This is a genomic window from Pinisolibacter sp., from assembly GCF_036782435.1.
GTDB lineage: Bacteria > Pseudomonadota > Alphaproteobacteria > Rhizobiales > Ancalomicrobiaceae > CALBKH01.
Genome location: NZ_DAIPZB010000002.1, coordinates 1 through 17,238 on the forward strand (window position 1 = coordinate 1; position 17,238 = coordinate 17,238).

Genomic DNA, 17,238 nt, shown 5'->3' on the forward strand with positions numbered 1-17,238 from the left:
GCACATTAAACGCATCAAATCAACATGATGGTCCAACCGCGCACAGGTCTCGTGAGACGGCGCCCGACGCTCCGACCCTTCGTCCGGCGGATCGTTTCCGAAGGCCGGCGGCTCGTCGCCGGCCCCCCGCGGGACCTCCTCGTCGTTCCCTGGAATTCGCGGACGGCGTCGCCTCGAGATCGGCCGTCGTCCCCGACGAGCGCGACGCGCGAAGAAAGAAGATCTACGCATCTCGCAACTCGTTGAAAAATCGATGGATCCCCTTCCCCTCCGCTTCGCTTCGGCCGAGGATGACGACCTGTGGTTCAGGCGACTTCGGCGGCGATTTCGAAGCCTCGAACCCGTCGCGACGGACTTCGCGAAGGGCGCCTCCCAGAGGGGTGTGGACCGGCTGTGGCAACTTCGGATCGCCGACGTCGAGACTTGCCGGAGCCGCGTGAGTTCGGGATGACACCGCGGCTCGAGCCCGAGGGTTCTTCATCGGGCCGGCAGGCTTCGCAGTCCGCCACGGGCTCGAAAGAGACTTCAAGACCCGTCGCATACCGACTGGTCGGTTCGAATCGAGACCACCTCGCCCCGATTTCGCTTCTTCGTTCGCAGCACGGGGGCGGCGCGAAACGACAGGATCCGGCGACCCGTCCGCGGTTCTCGCCGTGCCCATCGAGTCCGTCGTGGACGGTTCGGCGTCGGGCGCTCCTGCGGTTTCCGCCGAACCGTGATGTCGCGTCAGGCAGCGGTGCCGGTGACCGCCTGGACGGTCAGTTTCTGCAGCCGTTCGGGCAAGAGCGGCACCAGTTCGAGGGCCTGGGCGTGGCCGGCGTCGGACATCTTGGCCCAGGTCTTGGCGACGATGTCGACGACCTTGGCGTCGTCGTACTTGGCGCCGAAGTCGACATATTCGAACTCGAGGAAGACCAGCGAGGCGCAATCCTCGACCGCCTGCGCTTCCGCATCACGCTTGATGCGCTCCTTGCGCACCATCTGGCCGGCGCGCACGACATCTTCTTCCGGCCAACCGACCTTGCGCATGATCTCAGCGAGAAGTTCACCGTGGCGCGCCTTCAGGGCGTTGCGCCAGGCGTGGTAGCCGGGCTTGTCCATCGGGTAGCTCGAGCGCGGGATGTCGAAGCGGCGGATGTGCTGGGCGCGCGCCGCGATCTTCAGCAGATCCGAGGCGTCGGGCGCCAGCTTGGCCATGCGGGCGGTCATGCGCTCGCCGTAGACCTGGGCGTAGGGCCGCGAGACGCCGTCGACCGTCACCTTGACGGGATCGTCGGCGTTGGCGGCGTCGATGAGTGCATACGTCTGTTCCAGGCGCGACATGGTCATGTCGGGTTGTCCTCCGGATCTGCCCTTCGCCGCGGTTCCTTGCATGGATCGTGCCCTCTGGCGGGGCGCGGAACCGGCGACGATCTCGTATATTAGGAAATCATCATGACATAGGCGACGGCGGCGAGGGAAGCGGCGGCGAGCCACATCGCCGCCCGCCGTGGGCGATCGCGCCGCGCCTGGGCCTCGGCGAGCGCCTCCACCGTCTCGGCGTCGAGGCGGACGCCGGCTTCGGCCCATTTGGCGAGACCCGCCGAGGCGAGGTCGAGCCGTTCGGCGAGACGCGGCACGGCGAGCGCCAGCCGGCCGAGCGCGCCGGCCGAGGTGGCGGCGTCGGCGAGGCGGGCGCCGGGGCCGAGATTGGACTCGACCCATTCGCGCACCACGGGCTCGGACACCGTCCAGATGTCGAGGTCCGGATCGAGCGAGCGGGCGACGCCTTCCACCACCACCATGGTCTTCTGCAACAGGATCAGCCGCGGCTGGGTCTTCATCTCGAAGACGTCGGTGTATTCGAAGAGCTGGCCGAGCAGGCCGGCGATCGACACTTCGGCCGGCGGGCGGTCGCGTAGCGCCTGACCGACGGCGCGCAGCGCCTGGGCGAAGACCTCGACCTCCTGATGCGGCGGCACGTAGCCGGCGTCGAAGTGGACCTGGGCGACGCGGCGATAGTCGCGGATGATGAAGCCGTAGAGGATCTCGGCGAGGAAGCGGCGCTCGTCGGTGTCGAGGCGGCCGGTGATGCCGAGATCGACGGCGACGAGGTCGCCGGAGGGCACGACGAAGAGGTTGCCCTGGTGCATGTCGGCGTGGAAGAAGCCGTCGCGCATCGCATGACGCAGGAAGGTCTGCATGACGATGCGACCGAGGCGCTTCAGATCGTGGCCGGCGGCGATCATGCCGGCGCGATCGGAGAGCTTGACGCCGTCGATCCATTCGAGCGTCAGCACGCCGCGCTGGGTGCGCGGCCAATCGACCGCGGGCAGGCGGAATTCGGGATCGTTCGCGGTGTTCTCGGCGAGTTCGGCGATCGCCGCCGCCTCGAGCCGCAGATCCATCTCGAGGCGGACCGAGCGGGCGAGGGTGTCGACCACCGCGACGAGGCGCAGCCGGCGGGTCGGCGGCACCAGCGCTTCGATCAGGCGGGCGGCGAGATAGAAGGCATCGAGATCGCGCTTGAAGCGGGCCTCGACATCGGGCCGGAGCACCTTCACCGCGACGTCGCGGATCGTCCCGTCGTCCGCCTTCACCCGCGCCTTGTGGACCTGGGCGATCGAGGCGGCGGCGACCGGCTGACCGAATTCGACGAAGAGTTCGGCGATCGGCTTGCCGAAAGAGCGGGCGACGATCGCTTCCGCCGTGTCGTGATCGAAGGGGGCGACGCGATCCTGCAGCGCTTCGAGATCGTCGGCCATGGCGCGGCCGACGATGTCCGGCCGGGTGGCGAGGAACTGGCCGAGCTTGACGTAGGACGGCCCGAGGCGGTTCAGCGCCCGGCTGGCGCGTTGGCCGCGCGACGCGCCCTCCACCTCCTTGCGCTCGACCAGTCCGGCGAGGACCAGCGCGAGCCGACCGATCGGCGGCGGGTCGGGCGGGGCCATCGCGGTGACGAGGCCTTCGCGCGCCATCACCCAGCCGGCGCGGGCGAGCCTGAGGAGGGAACCGATCGCGTGCGCCATCGCCTCAGATCTTCCAGCCCGAGTGCAGCGCGGCGATGCCGCCGGTGAAGTTGGTGTAGTCGACGCGGGAGAAGCCGGCGGCGCGGATCATCTCGGCGAATTTCTCCTGCGGCGGGAACTTGCGGATCGATTCCACCAGATAGCGATAGGGCTCGGCGTCGCCGGCGATGGCGCGGCCCATGAGCGGAATCAGATGGAAGGAGAAGGCGTCGTAGATCTTGTCGAGGACCGGCATCTCGACCGCCGAGAACTCCAGCACGAGCAGGCGGCCGCCGGGCTTCAGCACGCGGTGGGCCTCGGCCAGCGCCTTGTCGATGCGCGGCACGTTGCGGATGCCGAAGGCGATCGTATAGGCGTCGAAGCGGTTCGACTCGAAGGGCAGTTCCTCGGCATTGGCCTCGACGAAGTCGAGATTGGCGGCAAGGCCGCGTTTCTCGGCGCGCTCACGGCCGACACCGAGCATCGAGGCGTTGATGTCGGAGACGGTGACGTGCGCGTGCCTCTCCGACCTCTCGACGATGCGGAAGGCGATGTCGCCGGTGCCGCCGGCCATGTCGAGGACCTCGTAGCGGCGGCGGCCGATCTTCGGCGGCGACAGGCGCGAGACCATCGCGTCCTTCCACAGGCGATGGAGGCCGCCCGACATGGCGTCGTTCATGACGTCGTAACGGCTCGCCACCTTGTGGAAGACGTCGTCGACGAGATGCTGCTTGTCCTCGAGCGGCACGTCGCGGAAGCCGAAGGAGGCGGTGGCGCCTGACGACGCGGTGTCGCTCGGGGCGGAAGCGGCGGCGGGATCGTGCGACATGGGACTTCCTCGGCTTCGTCTGGATCCCTCCCGAGCGGAGCTCGGAACCCTTCTCCCCTCGCGGGAGAAGGTGCCCCGAAGGGGCGGATGAGGGGTTGGACCTCTCCACGAACGCCGTGCCGAGAGGAGGCACCGAGCCCCCTCATCCGGCGCTGCGCGCCACCTTCTCCCGCAGGGGAGAAGGGAAACCCGCGACGGCGCCCGTCGAGGACAGACGCGTCGCGACCGTGATCGCGGCGGACCATAGCGGAAGCCTCTCGACGACGCTATCTCTCGAGGTGCGCCGATGCGACGCTCGACCCCCTTGCCGAGGACCCGCCATGCCCGAACTGCCCGAGGTCGAAACCGTTCGCCGTGGCCTCCAGCCGGTGATGGAGGAAGCGCGGATCGTCCGGGTCGAGCAGCGCCGGGCGAACCTGCGGATCCCCTTCCCACCCGGTTTCGTCGAGCGGCTGACCGGTGCGACGATCACGGCGCTCGGTCGGCGGGCCAAATACCTCCTCCTCGATCTCTCGACGGCCGAAGTGCTGATCGCCCATCTCGGCATGTCGGGGTCGTTCCGCATCCGCTTTCCCGACGAGGAGATCCTCCCGGGCGACTTCCACATCGCCCGCGATCGTTCCGCCGCCCACGACCACGTCGTCTTCCATCTCGAGGGGCCGGGGGCGCCGGCGGGCACCACCGTCACCTACAACGATCCGCGCCGCTTCGGCTTCATGGATCTCGTCGCGCGCGAGGGGCTCACGGCCCATTCGTCCCTCGTCGGGCTCGGCGTCGAGCCGCTCGGCAACGAACTCTCGGCCGATCTCCTCGCCGCGCTCTTCCGCGACAAGGCGGCGCCCCTGAAAGCGGCCCTCCTCGACCAGCGGCTGCTGGCCGGCCTCGGCAACATCTACGTCTGCGAGGCGTTGTGGCGGGCGAAGCTCTCGCCGGCGCTTTCGGCCGGCGACACCGTCACCGCCACGGGGCGGCCGTCGAAGAAGCTCGGCGGGTTGGCGAGCGCCATCCGCGACGTGCTCGCCGAGGCGGTCGAGGCCGGCGGATCGTCGTTGCGCGATCATCGCCGGACCGACGGCGAGCTCGGCTATTTCCAACATTCCTTCGCGGTCTACGACCGGGAGGGTGAGCCCTGCCCGCGCCCATCCTGCTCCGGGGTGGTGACGCGCCGTGTCCAGTCGGGGCGATCGACCTTCTACTGCCCGATCTGCCAGCGCTGATCGGCACCACGGACGCCTCGGCCGGGCTTTTTCGCACGACCGCCGTGCGAAAGATCGCGTTGCGGGCGTCCCGGCTCTCCGATAGCCCTTGAAGGGAAAGCGGCCGCGGCCGAACCGCCGGTCGGAGGAAAGGAGACCCCATGGCTTACGAGAACATCCAGGTGGAGACGCGCGGACGCGTCGGCCTGATCACGCTCAACCGTCCGCAGGCGCTCAACGCCCTCAATTCGGCGTTGATGGCGGAGGTCTCCGCCGCGCTCGACGTCTTCGAGGTCGACGACGGAATCGGCTGCGTGGTGATCACCGGGTCGGAGCGGTCCTTCGCCGCCGGCGCCGACATCAAGGAGATGCAGCCGAAGACGCTGGCGACCGCCTATCTCGGCGACCTGATCACGCCGTGGGATCGGGTGTCGCGCTTCCGCAAGCCGATCATCGCCGGCGTCGCCGGCTTCGCGCTGGGCGGCGGCTGCGAACTCGCCATGATGTGCGACATGATCATCGCCGCGGAAACCGCCAAGTTCGGCCAGCCGGAGATCAATCTCGGCACCATCCCGGGCGCCGGCGGCACCCAACGGCTGACCCGCGCCATCGGCAAGGCCAAGGCGATGGACCTCTGCCTCACCGGGCGGCGGATCGGCGCCCAGGAGGCGATGGCCGACGGGCTCGTCGCCCGCATCCTGCCGGCGGAAGGCTTCGTCGAGGCGGTGATGGCGATCGCCGCGGAGATCGCCGCCAAGCCGCTGATCGCCGCGATGTTCGCCAAGGAAGCGGTCAACCGCGCCTTCGAGACGTCGCTCGCCGAGGGACTGCGGTTCGAACGGCGGATGTTCCACGCCACCTTCGGCACCGAGGACCAGAAGGAGGGCATGGGCGCCTTCGCCGAGAAGCGCTCCGCGGAGTTCAAGCACCGCTGAGGCGAGCCGGCCGGGTCCGGGCGTCGCGCCGATGCACATCGGCCATGGCCGAAAAGCCGGGGGAACCGGCCTTTCGGCCCGTTGACGCCCGGGACCTCCCCGGCTATAAGCTCGCCCACTCGGTGGCGGCCTTTCCCGCCGCCGCTCTTTCACGTCGTCGGCCCTGCCCGGTCGGCTTCCCACGAGACGGGCGCGTCGCCGGACGCGGATCGTCGGGGCGGGAGGCATTCGGCAGTTCGGGTCGAGCACAGTCGAGATCCAGGAGAGGCTCGTCCATGGCCAATACGCCGTCCGCCAAGAAGGCGGCCCGCAAGATCGCGCGCCGCACCGCGGTCAACAAGTCCCGTCGTTCGCGCGTCCGCACCTTCCTGCGCAAGGTCGAAGAGGCGATCGCCTCGGGCGATCAGGCCGCCGCGGCGGAAGCGCTCAAGGCTGCTCAGCCGGAGCTGCAGCGCGCCGCCTCCAAGGGCGTCGTCCATCGCAACACGGCCTCCCGCAAGATCTCCCGTCTCGCCCATCGGGTGAAGGCGCTCGGCGCCTGATCTCGACCCTTCGGGGCATGACGCAACGTCTTCAAGACCCGGGCCACGGCCCGGGTTCTTTTGTTTCCCGGCTACCATTTTCGAGCGTCGCGGCGGTCTGTAATTATACTTAGCGGAATGCTACGGAAACGCCCGGACCGGATTCACCCTGACAGAAATTCATTTTTTCTTTCATGATCTTGGCGACAAGTCGCGAAATGATGGATCGGAACCGCCCCGCCTCGGCGGACGAGAATGGGGTGCGACGAATTTTTCGCCGGCAGGTACGAAAAAAATACATGTCCGCCATCCTGCGGCCTAAGTCCGTTGAGTCGGAAGGACTTCCCCGACACGGAACGGGTTCCACCCCCGACGAGCCCCCGCGATCACCCGCCCTCGACACCGGAGTGGCCATTGCGCGGTGAGAAGGCGCTGTGTAATGTCCCCCTCATGAAGGCGCTGCCTTCACGGTCCTGCGGAAATCCATAGTCGAACAAGCCGAATTCGTAACATTCGCCATGACATCACAAGAAATGTTGTCGAGTGTATTACGTAACTGGATGAAGTAGACTTGGGGGAAGGCGGGATCGACGACCGGCCGGAAAGGTGGCATTGCTCCGACAGGGTCGTTCATCAATCAAATTGTATCACACGAAGGGGTGAGCCGGGCTCCGTCCGGCTCGGGGGGCATCGTCATGTCGAACGAGTTCGTCGGGGTCTACGCCGGAGACGTGGACCCTGCGGAAGCTTGGGCGTCGCTCGCGGCGAACGAGCACGCCATTCTGGTCGACGTCCGTACACGGGCCGAATGGGCCTTCGTCGGGCTTCCGGCCCTCGCGGGGCTCGGCAAGCAGCCGATCACCCTGGAATGGCAGGTCTTCCCGACGATGACCGTCAATCCCGATTTCGTGGCGATCCTGGACGAAGCGTTGGTCTCGGCGGGGATCGCGCGCGACGTTCCGATCTACTTCCTGTGCCGGTCCGGTCAACGCAGCCGTTTTGCGGCGGTCGCGATGACCTCGGCCGGCTGGTCGCATTGTTACAACATCTCGGAAGGCTTCGAGGGCGGTCTCGACGGCGAAAGCCATCGCGGCCGGGTCTCGGGTTGGAAGATGCGCGGACTACCCTGGTCTCAGACCTGATCGTGAAGCGCGTCGATCGACGCGACGGGGACCGACGGGGCGGTAACGCCACGCCGGCTCGGGAACGTGTCGTCCGGCCACGAACGCGGCGGGCGACGGAAAGAATGGCGGCGAGGGGTCGCGATCGTTCGAGGCGGCGGACGGTCGAGACCGAAAGGCGGAGTACGATGGAGGCGGCAGCGATGTCGATGGTCCCCACGGGGCGCGAAGAGTGGGATCGCATCAAGGCACGGCTCAGGGCGGAGCTGGGCGAGGACGTGTTCTCGAGTTGGTTCGCCCGGGTCGAACTGGCGTCGATCGAGGCGGACACGGTGCACCTGTCGGTGCCGACCCGCTTCCTCAAGAACTGGTTGCAGAGCCGCTATCGCGACCGCCTGCTCACGCTCTTCGGCGAGAGCTTCGGCACGATCCGCCAGATCGAGTTCTCGGTGCGCTCCGCCATTCGCCCGAGCGCGGCGCCGCGCGAGACGGCGGCCGAACCGGTCGCGACACGGCCGATTCCCTTCCCCGCGAACGGCCGCGCCGTCGCGGCGTCGGTGGCGGCGCGCGCCACGGACGACCGTGAAGCCGACGTTCTGGCGGGTAGCCCGCTCGATGCGCGCTATTCCTTCGACACTTTCGTCGAGGGCCGTTCCAACAGCCTCGCTTTCGCCGCGGCGCGGCGCGTCGCCGACGTCCGGCCGGGCGAGCCGGTCGCTTTCAACCCGCTCTACCTCCATGCCTCCGTCGGCCTCGGCAAGACCCACCTCCTGCAGGCCATCGCCCATGCGGCGCGGGCGCAGGGCCGGCGGGTGCTCTATCTCACCGCCGAGCACTTCATGTACCGTTTCGTCGCGGCGCTGATGGCGCAGTCGGCGATCGCCTTCAAGGAGGCGCTGCGCGGTATCGACCTCCTCCTCATCGACGACATGCAGTTCCTGCAGGGCCGTCAGGTGCAGCAGGAGTTCTGCCACACGCTGAACTCGCTCATCGACGGGGCGCGCCAGGTGGTGGTCGCGGCGGATCGACCGCCGGCCGATCTCGAAACGGTCGACGAGCGCGTGCGCTCGCGGCTCGCCGGCGGACTGCTGGTCGAGGTGGGCGCGCCGGACGTCGATCTGCGCCGACGCATCGTCGCTCACCGGGTCGCCTGCGCCAAGAAGGCCGATCCGCGGCTCGAGATCTCGGCGGCGGTGATCGACTGGGTCGCGGAGAACGTCGTCTCGTCGGGGCGCGACCTCGACGGTGCGGTCAACCGCCTCGTCGCTCACAACCAGCTGACCGGCCAACAGATCGCCCTCGAGATGGCGGAAGTGGCGCTGCGCGACCTGCTCAGGGCGCGCGAGCCGCGCAAGGTCAAGATCGAGGACATCCAGCGGGTCGTCTCCAAGCATTTCAACGTCACCAAGGCCGATCTCCTCTCGGCTCGGCGGACCCGCACGGTGGTGCGCCCGCGCCAGATCGCCATGTATCTGGCCAAGGCGCTGACGCCGCGGTCGCTGCCCGAGATCGGTCGACGGTTCGGCAACCGCGACCACACCACGGTGCTGCACGCGGTGCGCAAGATCGAGGAGATGGCGAGCGCCGATCGCGGCTTCGCCGACGAGATCGAAATGCTGAAGCGGCTGCTCGACGGCTGATCCGCACCGATCGTGTGGGGTGTCACCCACCTCCCTTCCCGCCCGGCGATCGCGAGATCGCCGGGCGGTCGCGTTTCACCGGCCGCCTCCCACCTTCGGCATGGCGGCCGCGCGTCGCCGATTTCGTCGCTCGTCGAACTTGCGCCGCGCCGGGGAGCGGCGTAGTCCAAGGGCCTCGACGTCGAGCTCGGACGAAGCCGGCGCGTTTCGGGGAGGATCGACATGGGCGACATGCGTCTCGTCGTGGTGGGCGCCGCCGGCCGCATGGGCCGGACCTTGATCCGGGCGGTGACGGAGGCCGAGGGCTGCGTCGTCACCGGCGCGATCGAGCGGGCGGGCTCGCCGGAGCTGGGGCGCGACGCCGGCCAGATCGCCGGGCTCGGCGGTCTCGACGTGCCGATCACCGACGATCCGCTCGCCGCTTTCGCGAGAGCCGACGGCGTCCTCGACTTCACCTCGCCCGCCTCCACCGTCCATTTCGCCGAACTCGCCGCCCAGGCGCGCATCGTCCACGTCATCGGCACCACCGGCTGTTCGGCCGAGGACGACGCCCGGCTCACCGCCGCGGCACGCCACGCGGTGCTGGTGAAGTCCGGCAACATGAGTCTCGGGGTCAATCTCCTGGCCCAGTTGGTGCGCGAGGCGGCGCGGGCGCTCGGGGCCGACTACGACGTCGAGGTGCTGGAAATGCATCACCGTATGAAGGTCGATGCGCCCTCCGGCACCGCGCTGCTGCTCGGCAAGGCGGCGGCGGAGGGACGGCGGGTGTCGCTCGACGACCATTCGGTCCGGGTCCGCGACGGTCACACCGGCGCGCGGCGGCCCGGCGACATCGGCTTCGCGACGCTGCGCGGCGGTACCGTGGTCGGCGAACACACCGTCGTCCTCGCCGGTCCGCACGAGCGCATCGAACTCACCCACCGGGCCGAGGACCGCTCGATCTTCGCCCATGGCGCGATCAAGGCGGCGCTGTGGGGCATGGGGCGCAAGCCCGGTCTCTATTCCATGGCCGACGTTCTGGGCCTCACGCCCCGCGGCTGACGTCTTTCACGAGAGGAGTTCACAACGATGGATCGTCTCCTGGTGCTCTGCCGCCACGGCGAGAGCGAATGGAACAAGCTCAACCTGTTCACCGGCTGGAAGGATCCCGGGCTGACCGAGAAGGGCGTCGGCGAGGCGATCGCCGCCGGCCGCAAGCTCAAGGCCAAGGGGTTCGTCTTCGATCTCGCCTACACCTCGGCGCTGACCCGGGCGCAGAAGACGCTCGACCTGATCCTGACCGAGCTCGGCCAGACCGATCTGCCGATCACCCGCGATCAGGCGCTCAACGAGCGCGACTACGGCGACCTCTCCGGCCTCAACAAGGACGAGGCGCGCCAGAAGTGGGGCGACGAGCAGGTGCACATCTGGCGCCGCTCGTTCGACGTTCCGCCGCCCGGCGGCGAGAGCCTCAAGGACACCGCGGCGCGGGTGCTGCCCTATTACGACGCACACATCCTGCCGGACGTGCTCGCCGGCAAGCGGGTGATCGTCTCCGCCCACGGCAACTCGCTGCGCGCCCTGATCATGAAGCTCGAGAAGCTCACCCCCGAGCAGATCCTCAAGCGCGAGCTGGCGACCGGCGCGCCGATCGTCTACCGCCTCGACGGCGAGGGCGAGGTGATCGCCCACGAGGATCTCGCCGGCTGACGGCGAACGGAGACACGACATGTGCGAGGGCGCTCACCGGCCGGTGGGCGCCCTCGTCGCATCGGGTTCGCGCCGCTGCGGTCATCCGAAATTCACGAACCGACGGCCCGCACGGCCGCCTCCCTTCGGGCCCGCCTCTTCCCCATGAGGTCTTCGAACAAGGCGATATTCCGCGGGATCGGCATCACACTCCGGGCGAAGTCGTCGCCTGATACATACCAACTGGTTGGTTCTTTCCATCTGCGGATCATTGGCGGCGTCAGCTGCGGCTCGTCGAAAGACTGCCGGGCGGACGGGGTGTCGTCGAACGGAATACGCGGTTCGGATGGCTCGACCGTACCCGCCATCACACCTTCCAACTCTTCGCCGCCTCCCAGCCGAGGATGGCGCGTTTGCGCGGCAGGCCCCAGTGGTAGCCGGTGAGATCGCCGGCGCTCGACACCACCCGGTGGCAGGGAACGACGAAGGAGATCGGATTGCGGCCCACCGCCGCGCCGACCGCCCGGCTCGCCGTCGGCCGGCCGATGTGGGCGGCGACCCGCGAATAGGTGGTGGTGCGGCCGAAGGGAATGGCGAGCAGGGTCTTCCACACCCGGATCTCGAAATCGGTGCCGATCAACACCACGCGTAGCGGCCGGTCGGGTCGCCATTCCTCCATGTCGAAGATGCGCGCGGCGTGCGGCGCGACGGCCGCGTCGTCGCGGACGTGAGTGGCCGCCGGCCAACGTTCGAGAAGATCGGCGAGGGCCGCCGCTTCGCCGCCGGGGTCGGCGAAGGCGAGGCCGGCGAGGCCGTGGTCGGTCGCCACCAGCACGGCGATGCCGAAGGGCGAGGGCGCGAAGCCGTGGCGCATGACGAGGCCGCCACCGCGGCTCTTGTAAGCCCCGGGCGTCATCGCCTCGTGGGTGACGAAGAGGTCGTGCAGCCGGCCGGGGCCGGAGAGGCCGACCTCGAGGGCGGTGTCGAGCACCGAGGCGTCGTCGTCGAGCAGGCGCTTGGCGGCGTCGAGCGTGACCGCGGCGAGGAACTGCTTGGGCGTGATGCCGGCGAAGCGGGAGAAGAGACGGGAGAGCTGCACCGGCGTGAGACCGACGGCCGCGGCGATCTCATCGGCCGAGGGTTGGTCGGTGCGGCGTTCGGTGATGAAGGCGACGGCGCGGCGGATCGCCTCGTAATCGGCGACCCGATCGGTCTCGACGGTCGCGGGGGCGGCGGCACTCTCGGTCATGGGTTCGGTCCTCGTCGGTCGCGCCGATCGTAGACGCGGCGCCGACCGGCCGACACCCGATTTCCGACGGGCCGCGGTCGGCCGAGGCGGCCTCCCCGCCGCACCTCCGGCCGCGCCGCGTTCCGGCGGAGGGATCGCCTCCGCCCGGGCCGCCGGTCCGATCGTCCAGCGACGCGTGAAAGGCCCGTTCCCTCCGGGGCCGAACATGCTCTAGGTAGGACGACCCGGAGACGCCCGATGACTCGCACGCCGAAGCCCCGCCCCTCCTCCGCCGCACCGACGACCGCCGGCCGCAAGGCGGCGCCGCGCCGCGGCAAGGCGGCCGTCCGATCGCTCTATTCACCGGCGGAGATCGAGGCGCTGTTTCGCCGCTTCCACGACGCCGAACCGGAACCGAAAGGCGAGCTCTACTCGGTCAACACCTTCACGCTCCTGGTCGCCGTCGTCCTCTCGGCGCAGGCGACCGATGCCGGCGTCAACAAGGCGACACCGGAGCTCTTCCGCCTCGCCGACACGCCGCAGAAGATGGTCGATCTCGGCGAGGAGCGGATCCGTGACCTGATCAAGACCATCGGCCTCTTCAAGACCAAGGCGAAGAACGTCTGGCTGCTGTCGAAGGCGCTGGTGGAGAGCCACGGCGGCGAGGTCCCGGGGACCCGCGAAGCGCTGCAGGCGCTGCCCGGGGTCGGGCGCAAGACCGCCAACGTGGTGCTCAACATCGCCTTCGGCCAACCGACGATCGCCGTCGACACCCACATCTTCCGCCTCGCCAACCGCCTGCGGCTGGCGCCCGGCAGGACGCCGGAGGAGGTGGAGAAGCGGCTCGAGGCGATCATCCCCGCGGCCTACAAGCGGGATTCGCACCACTGGCTGATCCTGCACGGCCGCTACGTCTGCAAGGCGAGGAAGCCCGAGTGCGACCGCTGTCTGATCGCCGACCTGTGCAAGTCGCCGGAGAAGACCGCCGATGCACCGGAAAAGCCGGTGGCGTTCTGAAAAAGGGGCGGCTTGATCGGGACGATCGGAACTCCGTGAGTGAAGGCGAGCTCGAACGCGCGTCGGCCGGTCGAGCCATGACGCTCCCGAATTTGGGACGAGTTCGGAATTCGCGAGCCCGGTACGAGGGCGGCGCCGGTAGATCAGGGCGATCGGGCGGCGAGGTCGGCGATTTCTCGGCCGCCCTCGATCGAGCCCCTGACGGCGGCGCGAGCGACCTTTCACGGTGGCGGCGGCGTTCTTCGCGTCGATCCGCGACGGGCGATGCGGATCGGCCGCGTGCCCCCGTCGGCGACGGGACGTCGGCGACGAACCTCGCCCACCCGTCGGTCCTCCGGGCGATCGGCCGACACCCCTGTTTCCCGCCTTGCATGGCGCGTCCGCATCGCATATGAAGTCGGCGCTTCCCCGATGGGGTTGCGGTGAGGTGGCCGAGTGGTTGAAGGCGCACGCCTGGAACGCGTGTATACGTGAAAGCGTATCGAGGGTTCGAATCCCTCTCTCACCGCCATACATTCCCGATTTTCCCCGGCATCGAGACACCCGCCCTGACAGGGTGATTTCGAGCGTCTTTTCAAAAGCCTGTGCGACCCGCCCTTCGGGCGCCGTCGGGAGAGACGCTTTCGGTACGCTTTCCGGGGGGCGTTGAGGCCCGATATCTCTCGACCCCATTTTTTCGGTACATTACGCCTCATGTCGGTTCGACCGGTGCGTCGCGGCGAACGAAAGCTCCCGCCGTTTCCGGCGGGAGCCATGTGGTCGGTCGAGGCGACTCGGCGCTCAGACGAAGCCGTAGGTCGCGAGCTGTTCGGGCCAGGCCGATGAGACCGGGCCCGCCTTCAGGAGACGGTCGGCGGAGAGTTCCAGGGGCTGAGTGCCGTCGACGATCGCCGTGACGATCCTCGGCGACAGGAAACCGAGACGGACGATCCGCGAGAACCAGGACGGCGTGACCCCGGCCTCTTCCGCCAGCTCGCCCATGGTCGATCCGTTCCCCCGCAGGAGCATCTCCCGGAAGCGGTGCGCCTGGCCGAGCAGTCGCAGGAGGCTGCGGTCGGACTTCGGCGCTGGACCACGATGCGGCACCTCCATGCCGACCCGCTTCAACCGCGCCGGGACCGTCAGATGGTGGAGCGGATGGGCGTCCTCGGTCTCCGATGAGAGCCGAGCGGCGGGGATCGCCGGATCGGCGAGATCTAGGAGCGCCGCCGGCCGGACGGCGATGTCGACTTGTTCGGGCCGAACCGCGATGCCGACGACGAGGCGATGTTAGAGCGAGATCCGTCCGGTTCGGTCGAGCGACGACCACCGCGAAGCCATCGAGCCGAGGCCGGTGATCGTGTTCCGGACCCGGACCGGATCGGCACCGGTCGCCGCGATCAAGGGATAGAGTCCCGCCTCGTCGGCGAGTAAGCTCCGGATGCTCCGCTCGACGACCGCCTCCAGATCCGCCGCCGGGATGCGACGCACACCACTCCGATCGGGTTCCCCTCCGCCGCAACCCCACGACCGCTCCGTTCCCGCGGCAAGTCCAGTCGAAAGCAGCCGATCCCGATCTGCCTCCGAACGCCGCCACGCGGACACGCCAAAGGCCATCCCGGTGATCCCCGCGATGCCTTTCTTATCCGCGACGATCACTCGTCCTACTTCCGCGTTCGACCCGAAGCGGACGCTCGTTTCAAGCAGCCGATGCCTTCCTCATCCGCCGAGAACGCGCCCAGGCGGAAAGCGCGGCGGTTGGCACGAATCGCCAGATGACGTTACGTAACTTATCTTAGTAGAACACCGGACCCCGTCAGATCGATCCTCACCGACGCGCCAGCGAGGCGTCGAAGTCGAGTACGGCGTCGAGGAGCACCTGGGCGCCCGCCGCGCAATCGGCCGGGGTCGCGTCCTCGTATTCGTTGTGGCTGACACCGCCTTCGCAGGGCACGAAGATCATCGTCGTCGGCGCCACTCGTGACAGATAGACCGCGTCGTGCCCGGCGCCCGACACCATCCGCCGCCGGGCGTATCCGCCCTTGGCGGCGGCGCGCTCGACGCAGTCGACGAGGCGCGGATCGAAGCGCACCGCGGGCGAGTTCCAGAACACGCTCTCGGTCCAGCCGAGCCCGCGCGGCTCCAGCACGGAGGCCAGCAACGCGCGGAATTCCGCCTCCATCTGGTCGATCACCGCCTCGTCCGGGTGGCGCAGGTCGACGGTGAAGGTGACCTCGCCCGGCACCACGTTGCGCGACTGCGGCTTCACCTCGACGGTGCCGACGCTGGCCACCGCGTCCGGCGCATGGGCGGCGGCGATCGCCTCGATCCCGGCGATCACCAGTGAGGCCCCGACCAGCGCGTCCTTGCGCAGCCGCATCGGTGTCGCGCCCGTATGGGCGTCCTGGCCGGTCACCGTGACGTCGTACCAGCGCATGCCCTGGACCCCGGTCAGGACGCCGATCGTCTCGCCCTCGGCCTCGAGGATCGGCCCCTGCTCGATGTGCAGCTCGAAATAGGCGGTCAGCGGATGGGCGCCGGGCGTCTCCTTGCCGAGATAGCCGATGCCGCGCAGCGCGTCCGCATAGGCGACGCCGTCCCGGTCCTTGGCCTCCCACGCATAGTCACGCGTGAAGACGCCTGCGAAGACCCCCGACGCCAGCATCGCCGGGGAGAAGCGCGAGCCTTCTTCGTTGGCCCAGTCGACCACCTCGATCGGCGCGTTGGTCTCGTAGCCGGCGGCATGGAGCGTGCGCATCACCTCGAGCGCGCCGAGCACGCCGAGGATGCCGTCGAACTTGCCGCCGGTCGGCTGCGTGTCGAGATGCGAGCCCATGGCGATCGGCGCGAGGCTCGGGTCCTTGCCCGGCCGCCGCGCGAACACGTTGCCGACCTCGTCGATGGTGATGGTGCAGCCGAGCGCCGTCGCCTGTTCGACGAACCAGTCGCGCACCTGCTTGTCCTCGGCCGACAGCGTCAGCCGCTTCACGCCGCCCTTCGCCGTCGCGCCGAATTGGGCGGTCTCCATCAGCGTGCCCCACAGGCGCTCGCCGTCGATCATCAGATTGGGAATCATGCGCGAGCCTCGTCGAAAGCGCCCAGGAAGGCGACGGCGTTGTCGGAGAGCGAGGGACCGAGATAGCCCCCCTCCTGAACCAATACGGTCGGAAGGCCGAGGCGGGCGATCCGCCGCGCCCCTTCCGCGAAACCCTCGCCGGTCATGCCGACGAGCGACAGCGGATCGTCCTTCGACATGTCGAGCCCGAGCGAGATCACCAGTGCCTCCGCCCCGGAGGCGCGGATGATCGCGAGCGCCTCGTCGTAGCGGACGAGGATGGCGTTCGCGTCCGCGCCGACCGGCAGCACCAGATTGTGGGTCGCCCCGACCCCGTCGCCCACGCCGGTCTCGTCGGCATAACCGGTGAAGAAGGGCGTATAGGCGCTCGGGTCGGTGTGGATCGACACGAAGACCACGTCGCCGCGCCGGTAGAACACGTCCTCGGTGCCGTTGCCGCCGTGGGTGTCGACATCGAGGATCGCCACCTTGGAAAAGGTCTTGCGCAGGTGCTGGGCGGCGATGGCGGCGTTGTTGAAGAAGCAGAAGCCCATGGTCTGATCGATCGTCGCGTGGTGCCCCGGCGGGCGGCACAGCGCATAGACGTGGCTCTCCCTGCCCGAAGCGACCCGCTCGGCCGCGTCGATCGCGGTCTGCGCCGACCAGTAGATCGCCTGCGCGGTGCCGGGCACGATCGGACAAGACGTGTCGGTCGAATACCAGCCGAGCCGCCCGAGCGGGCTGGCGGGGAGCCGCGTGTCGCGCCGCTGCGGATGGAAGGTCGGGACGATCGCGCCCGGCCCCAACTCGGCCCCGAGCGCATCCCAGGCGCCCATCAGGCAGGCGACGAAGTCGGGATCGTGCACCGCCGTGATCGGGTCGAGCCCGAAGTCTGCGGGATGCGCTCGGTCGTGGCCGGCGGCGAGAAGCGCGTCGCGCAGCAAGATGGCGCGTTGCGGCTGCTCGGGATGGCCGATCAGCGCGCCGCGTCGAAAATAGAGTTCGGGATCGTGCGCCAGCTGGCGCTCGTCGAAGACGATCTTCATGAGAAACCCCGTGTCG

16 protein-coding genes and 1 tRNA gene are annotated in these 17,238 nt (G+C 68.8%); 9 read left to right on the top strand and 8 right to left on the bottom strand.

What is annotated here, in order from left to right; genetic code table 11:
- Positions 1-726: 726 nt before the first annotated feature.
- The 3 genes from V7Q42_RS00920 to ubiE all read right to left on the bottom strand — a co-directional run bounded on the left by V7Q42_RS00920 (position 727) and on the right by ubiE (position 3,816).
- On the bottom strand, positions 727-1,329 hold the full coding sequence (locus tag V7Q42_RS00920) for a DUF4202 domain-containing protein (protein ID WP_333821743.1): 603 nt from the start codon (positions 1,327-1,329) through the stop codon (positions 727-729).
- 92 nt (positions 1,330-1,421) lie between these two features.
- The gene (gene ubiB / locus V7Q42_RS00925; RefSeq protein ID WP_333821745.1) at positions 1,422-3,008 is read right to left on the bottom strand and encodes a 2-polyprenylphenol 6-hydroxylase; all 1,587 of its coding nucleotides are present in this window, start codon (positions 3,006-3,008) and stop codon (positions 1,422-1,424) included.
- A gap of 4 nt (positions 3,009-3,012) precedes the next feature.
- Positions 3,013-3,816, bottom strand: coding sequence for a bifunctional demethylmenaquinone methyltransferase/2-methoxy-6-polyprenyl-1,4-benzoquinol methylase UbiE (gene ubiE, locus V7Q42_RS00930; protein ID WP_333821746.1), 804 nt, complete (start codon positions 3,814-3,816; stop codon positions 3,013-3,015).
- Positions 3,817-4,136: 320 nt separating this feature from the next.
- Here ubiE and mutM point away from each other — a divergent pair, with 320 nt between their 5' ends.
- The 7 genes from mutM to V7Q42_RS00965 all read left to right on the top strand — a co-directional run bounded on the left by mutM (position 4,137) and on the right by V7Q42_RS00965 (position 10,918).
- Positions 4,137-5,033 (top strand): bifunctional DNA-formamidopyrimidine glycosylase/DNA-(apurinic or apyrimidinic site) lyase, encoded by an 897-nt coding sequence (mutM, locus tag V7Q42_RS00935; RefSeq protein ID WP_333821747.1) that lies wholly within the window; start codon positions 4,137-4,139, stop codon positions 5,031-5,033.
- Positions 5,034-5,173: 140 nt separating this feature from the next.
- A complete protein-coding gene (locus V7Q42_RS00940; RefSeq protein ID WP_333821748.1) occupies positions 5,174-5,947 on the top strand; it encodes an enoyl-CoA hydratase in 774 nt (257 codons plus the stop codon).
- Positions 5,948-6,222: 275 nt separating this feature from the next.
- Positions 6,223-6,489 (top strand): 30S ribosomal protein S20, encoded by a 267-nt coding sequence (gene rpsT / locus V7Q42_RS00945; RefSeq protein WP_333821750.1) that lies wholly within the window; start codon positions 6,223-6,225, stop codon positions 6,487-6,489.
- Positions 6,490-7,163: 674 nt separating this feature from the next.
- Positions 7,164-7,610, top strand: a complete 447-nt coding sequence (locus tag V7Q42_RS00950; RefSeq protein ID WP_333821752.1) for a rhodanese-like domain-containing protein — start codon at positions 7,164-7,166, stop codon at positions 7,608-7,610.
- 188 nt (positions 7,611-7,798) lie between these two features.
- Entirely contained in the window at positions 7,799-9,229 is a 1,431-nt protein-coding gene (gene dnaA, locus V7Q42_RS00955) for a chromosomal replication initiator protein DnaA (protein WP_333821949.1), read from the top strand.
- Between the two features lie 222 nt (positions 9,230-9,451).
- Positions 9,452-10,270, top strand: coding sequence for a 4-hydroxy-tetrahydrodipicolinate reductase (gene dapB / locus V7Q42_RS00960; protein WP_333821754.1), 819 nt, complete (start codon positions 9,452-9,454; stop codon positions 10,268-10,270).
- Between the two features lie 27 nt (positions 10,271-10,297).
- Entirely contained in the window at positions 10,298-10,918 is a 621-nt protein-coding gene (locus V7Q42_RS00965; RefSeq protein WP_333821756.1) for a 2,3-bisphosphoglycerate-dependent phosphoglycerate mutase, read from the top strand.
- Positions 10,919-11,264: 346 nt separating this feature from the next.
- Here V7Q42_RS00965 and V7Q42_RS00970 read toward each other — a convergent pair whose 3' ends face one another.
- Positions 11,265-12,146, bottom strand: coding sequence for a bifunctional helix-turn-helix domain-containing protein/methylated-DNA--[protein]-cysteine S-methyltransferase (locus V7Q42_RS00970; RefSeq protein WP_333821757.1), 882 nt, complete (start codon positions 12,144-12,146; stop codon positions 11,265-11,267).
- Between the two features lie 237 nt (positions 12,147-12,383).
- Here V7Q42_RS00970 and nth point away from each other — a divergent pair, with 237 nt between their 5' ends.
- The gene (gene nth, locus V7Q42_RS00975; protein ID WP_333821758.1) at positions 12,384-13,142 is read left to right on the top strand and encodes an endonuclease III; all 759 of its coding nucleotides are present in this window, start codon (positions 12,384-12,386) and stop codon (positions 13,140-13,142) included.
- A 421-nt stretch (positions 13,143-13,563) separates the two neighbouring features.
- Positions 13,564-13,653, top strand: a tRNA-Ser gene (locus tag V7Q42_RS00980).
- Between the two features lie 269 nt (positions 13,654-13,922).
- Here the strand turns inward: V7Q42_RS00980 and V7Q42_RS00985 are convergent.
- The 4 genes from V7Q42_RS00985 to V7Q42_RS01000 form a co-directional block, all read right to left on the bottom strand.
- Entirely contained in the window at positions 13,923-14,234 is a 312-nt protein-coding gene (locus V7Q42_RS00985; RefSeq protein ID WP_333821759.1) for a hypothetical protein, read from the bottom strand.
- 177 nt (positions 14,235-14,411) lie between these two features.
- Complete coding sequence (locus V7Q42_RS00990; RefSeq protein ID WP_333821761.1) at positions 14,412-14,780, bottom strand: hypothetical protein; 369 nt, start codon at positions 14,778-14,780, stop codon at positions 14,412-14,414.
- Between the two features lie 169 nt (positions 14,781-14,949).
- Positions 14,950-16,197, bottom strand: coding sequence for a Zn-dependent hydrolase (locus V7Q42_RS00995; protein WP_333821764.1), 1,248 nt, complete (start codon positions 16,195-16,197; stop codon positions 14,950-14,952).
- Positions 16,194-17,222 carry a histone deacetylase family protein gene (locus V7Q42_RS01000; RefSeq protein WP_333821765.1) on the bottom strand — a complete coding sequence of 343 codons (1,029 nt, stop codon included), beginning with the start codon at positions 17,220-17,222 and terminating at the stop codon, positions 16,194-16,196. The genes V7Q42_RS00995 and V7Q42_RS01000 overlap by 4 nt, the downstream gene beginning before the upstream one ends.
- Positions 17,223-17,238 lie beyond the last annotated feature (16 nt).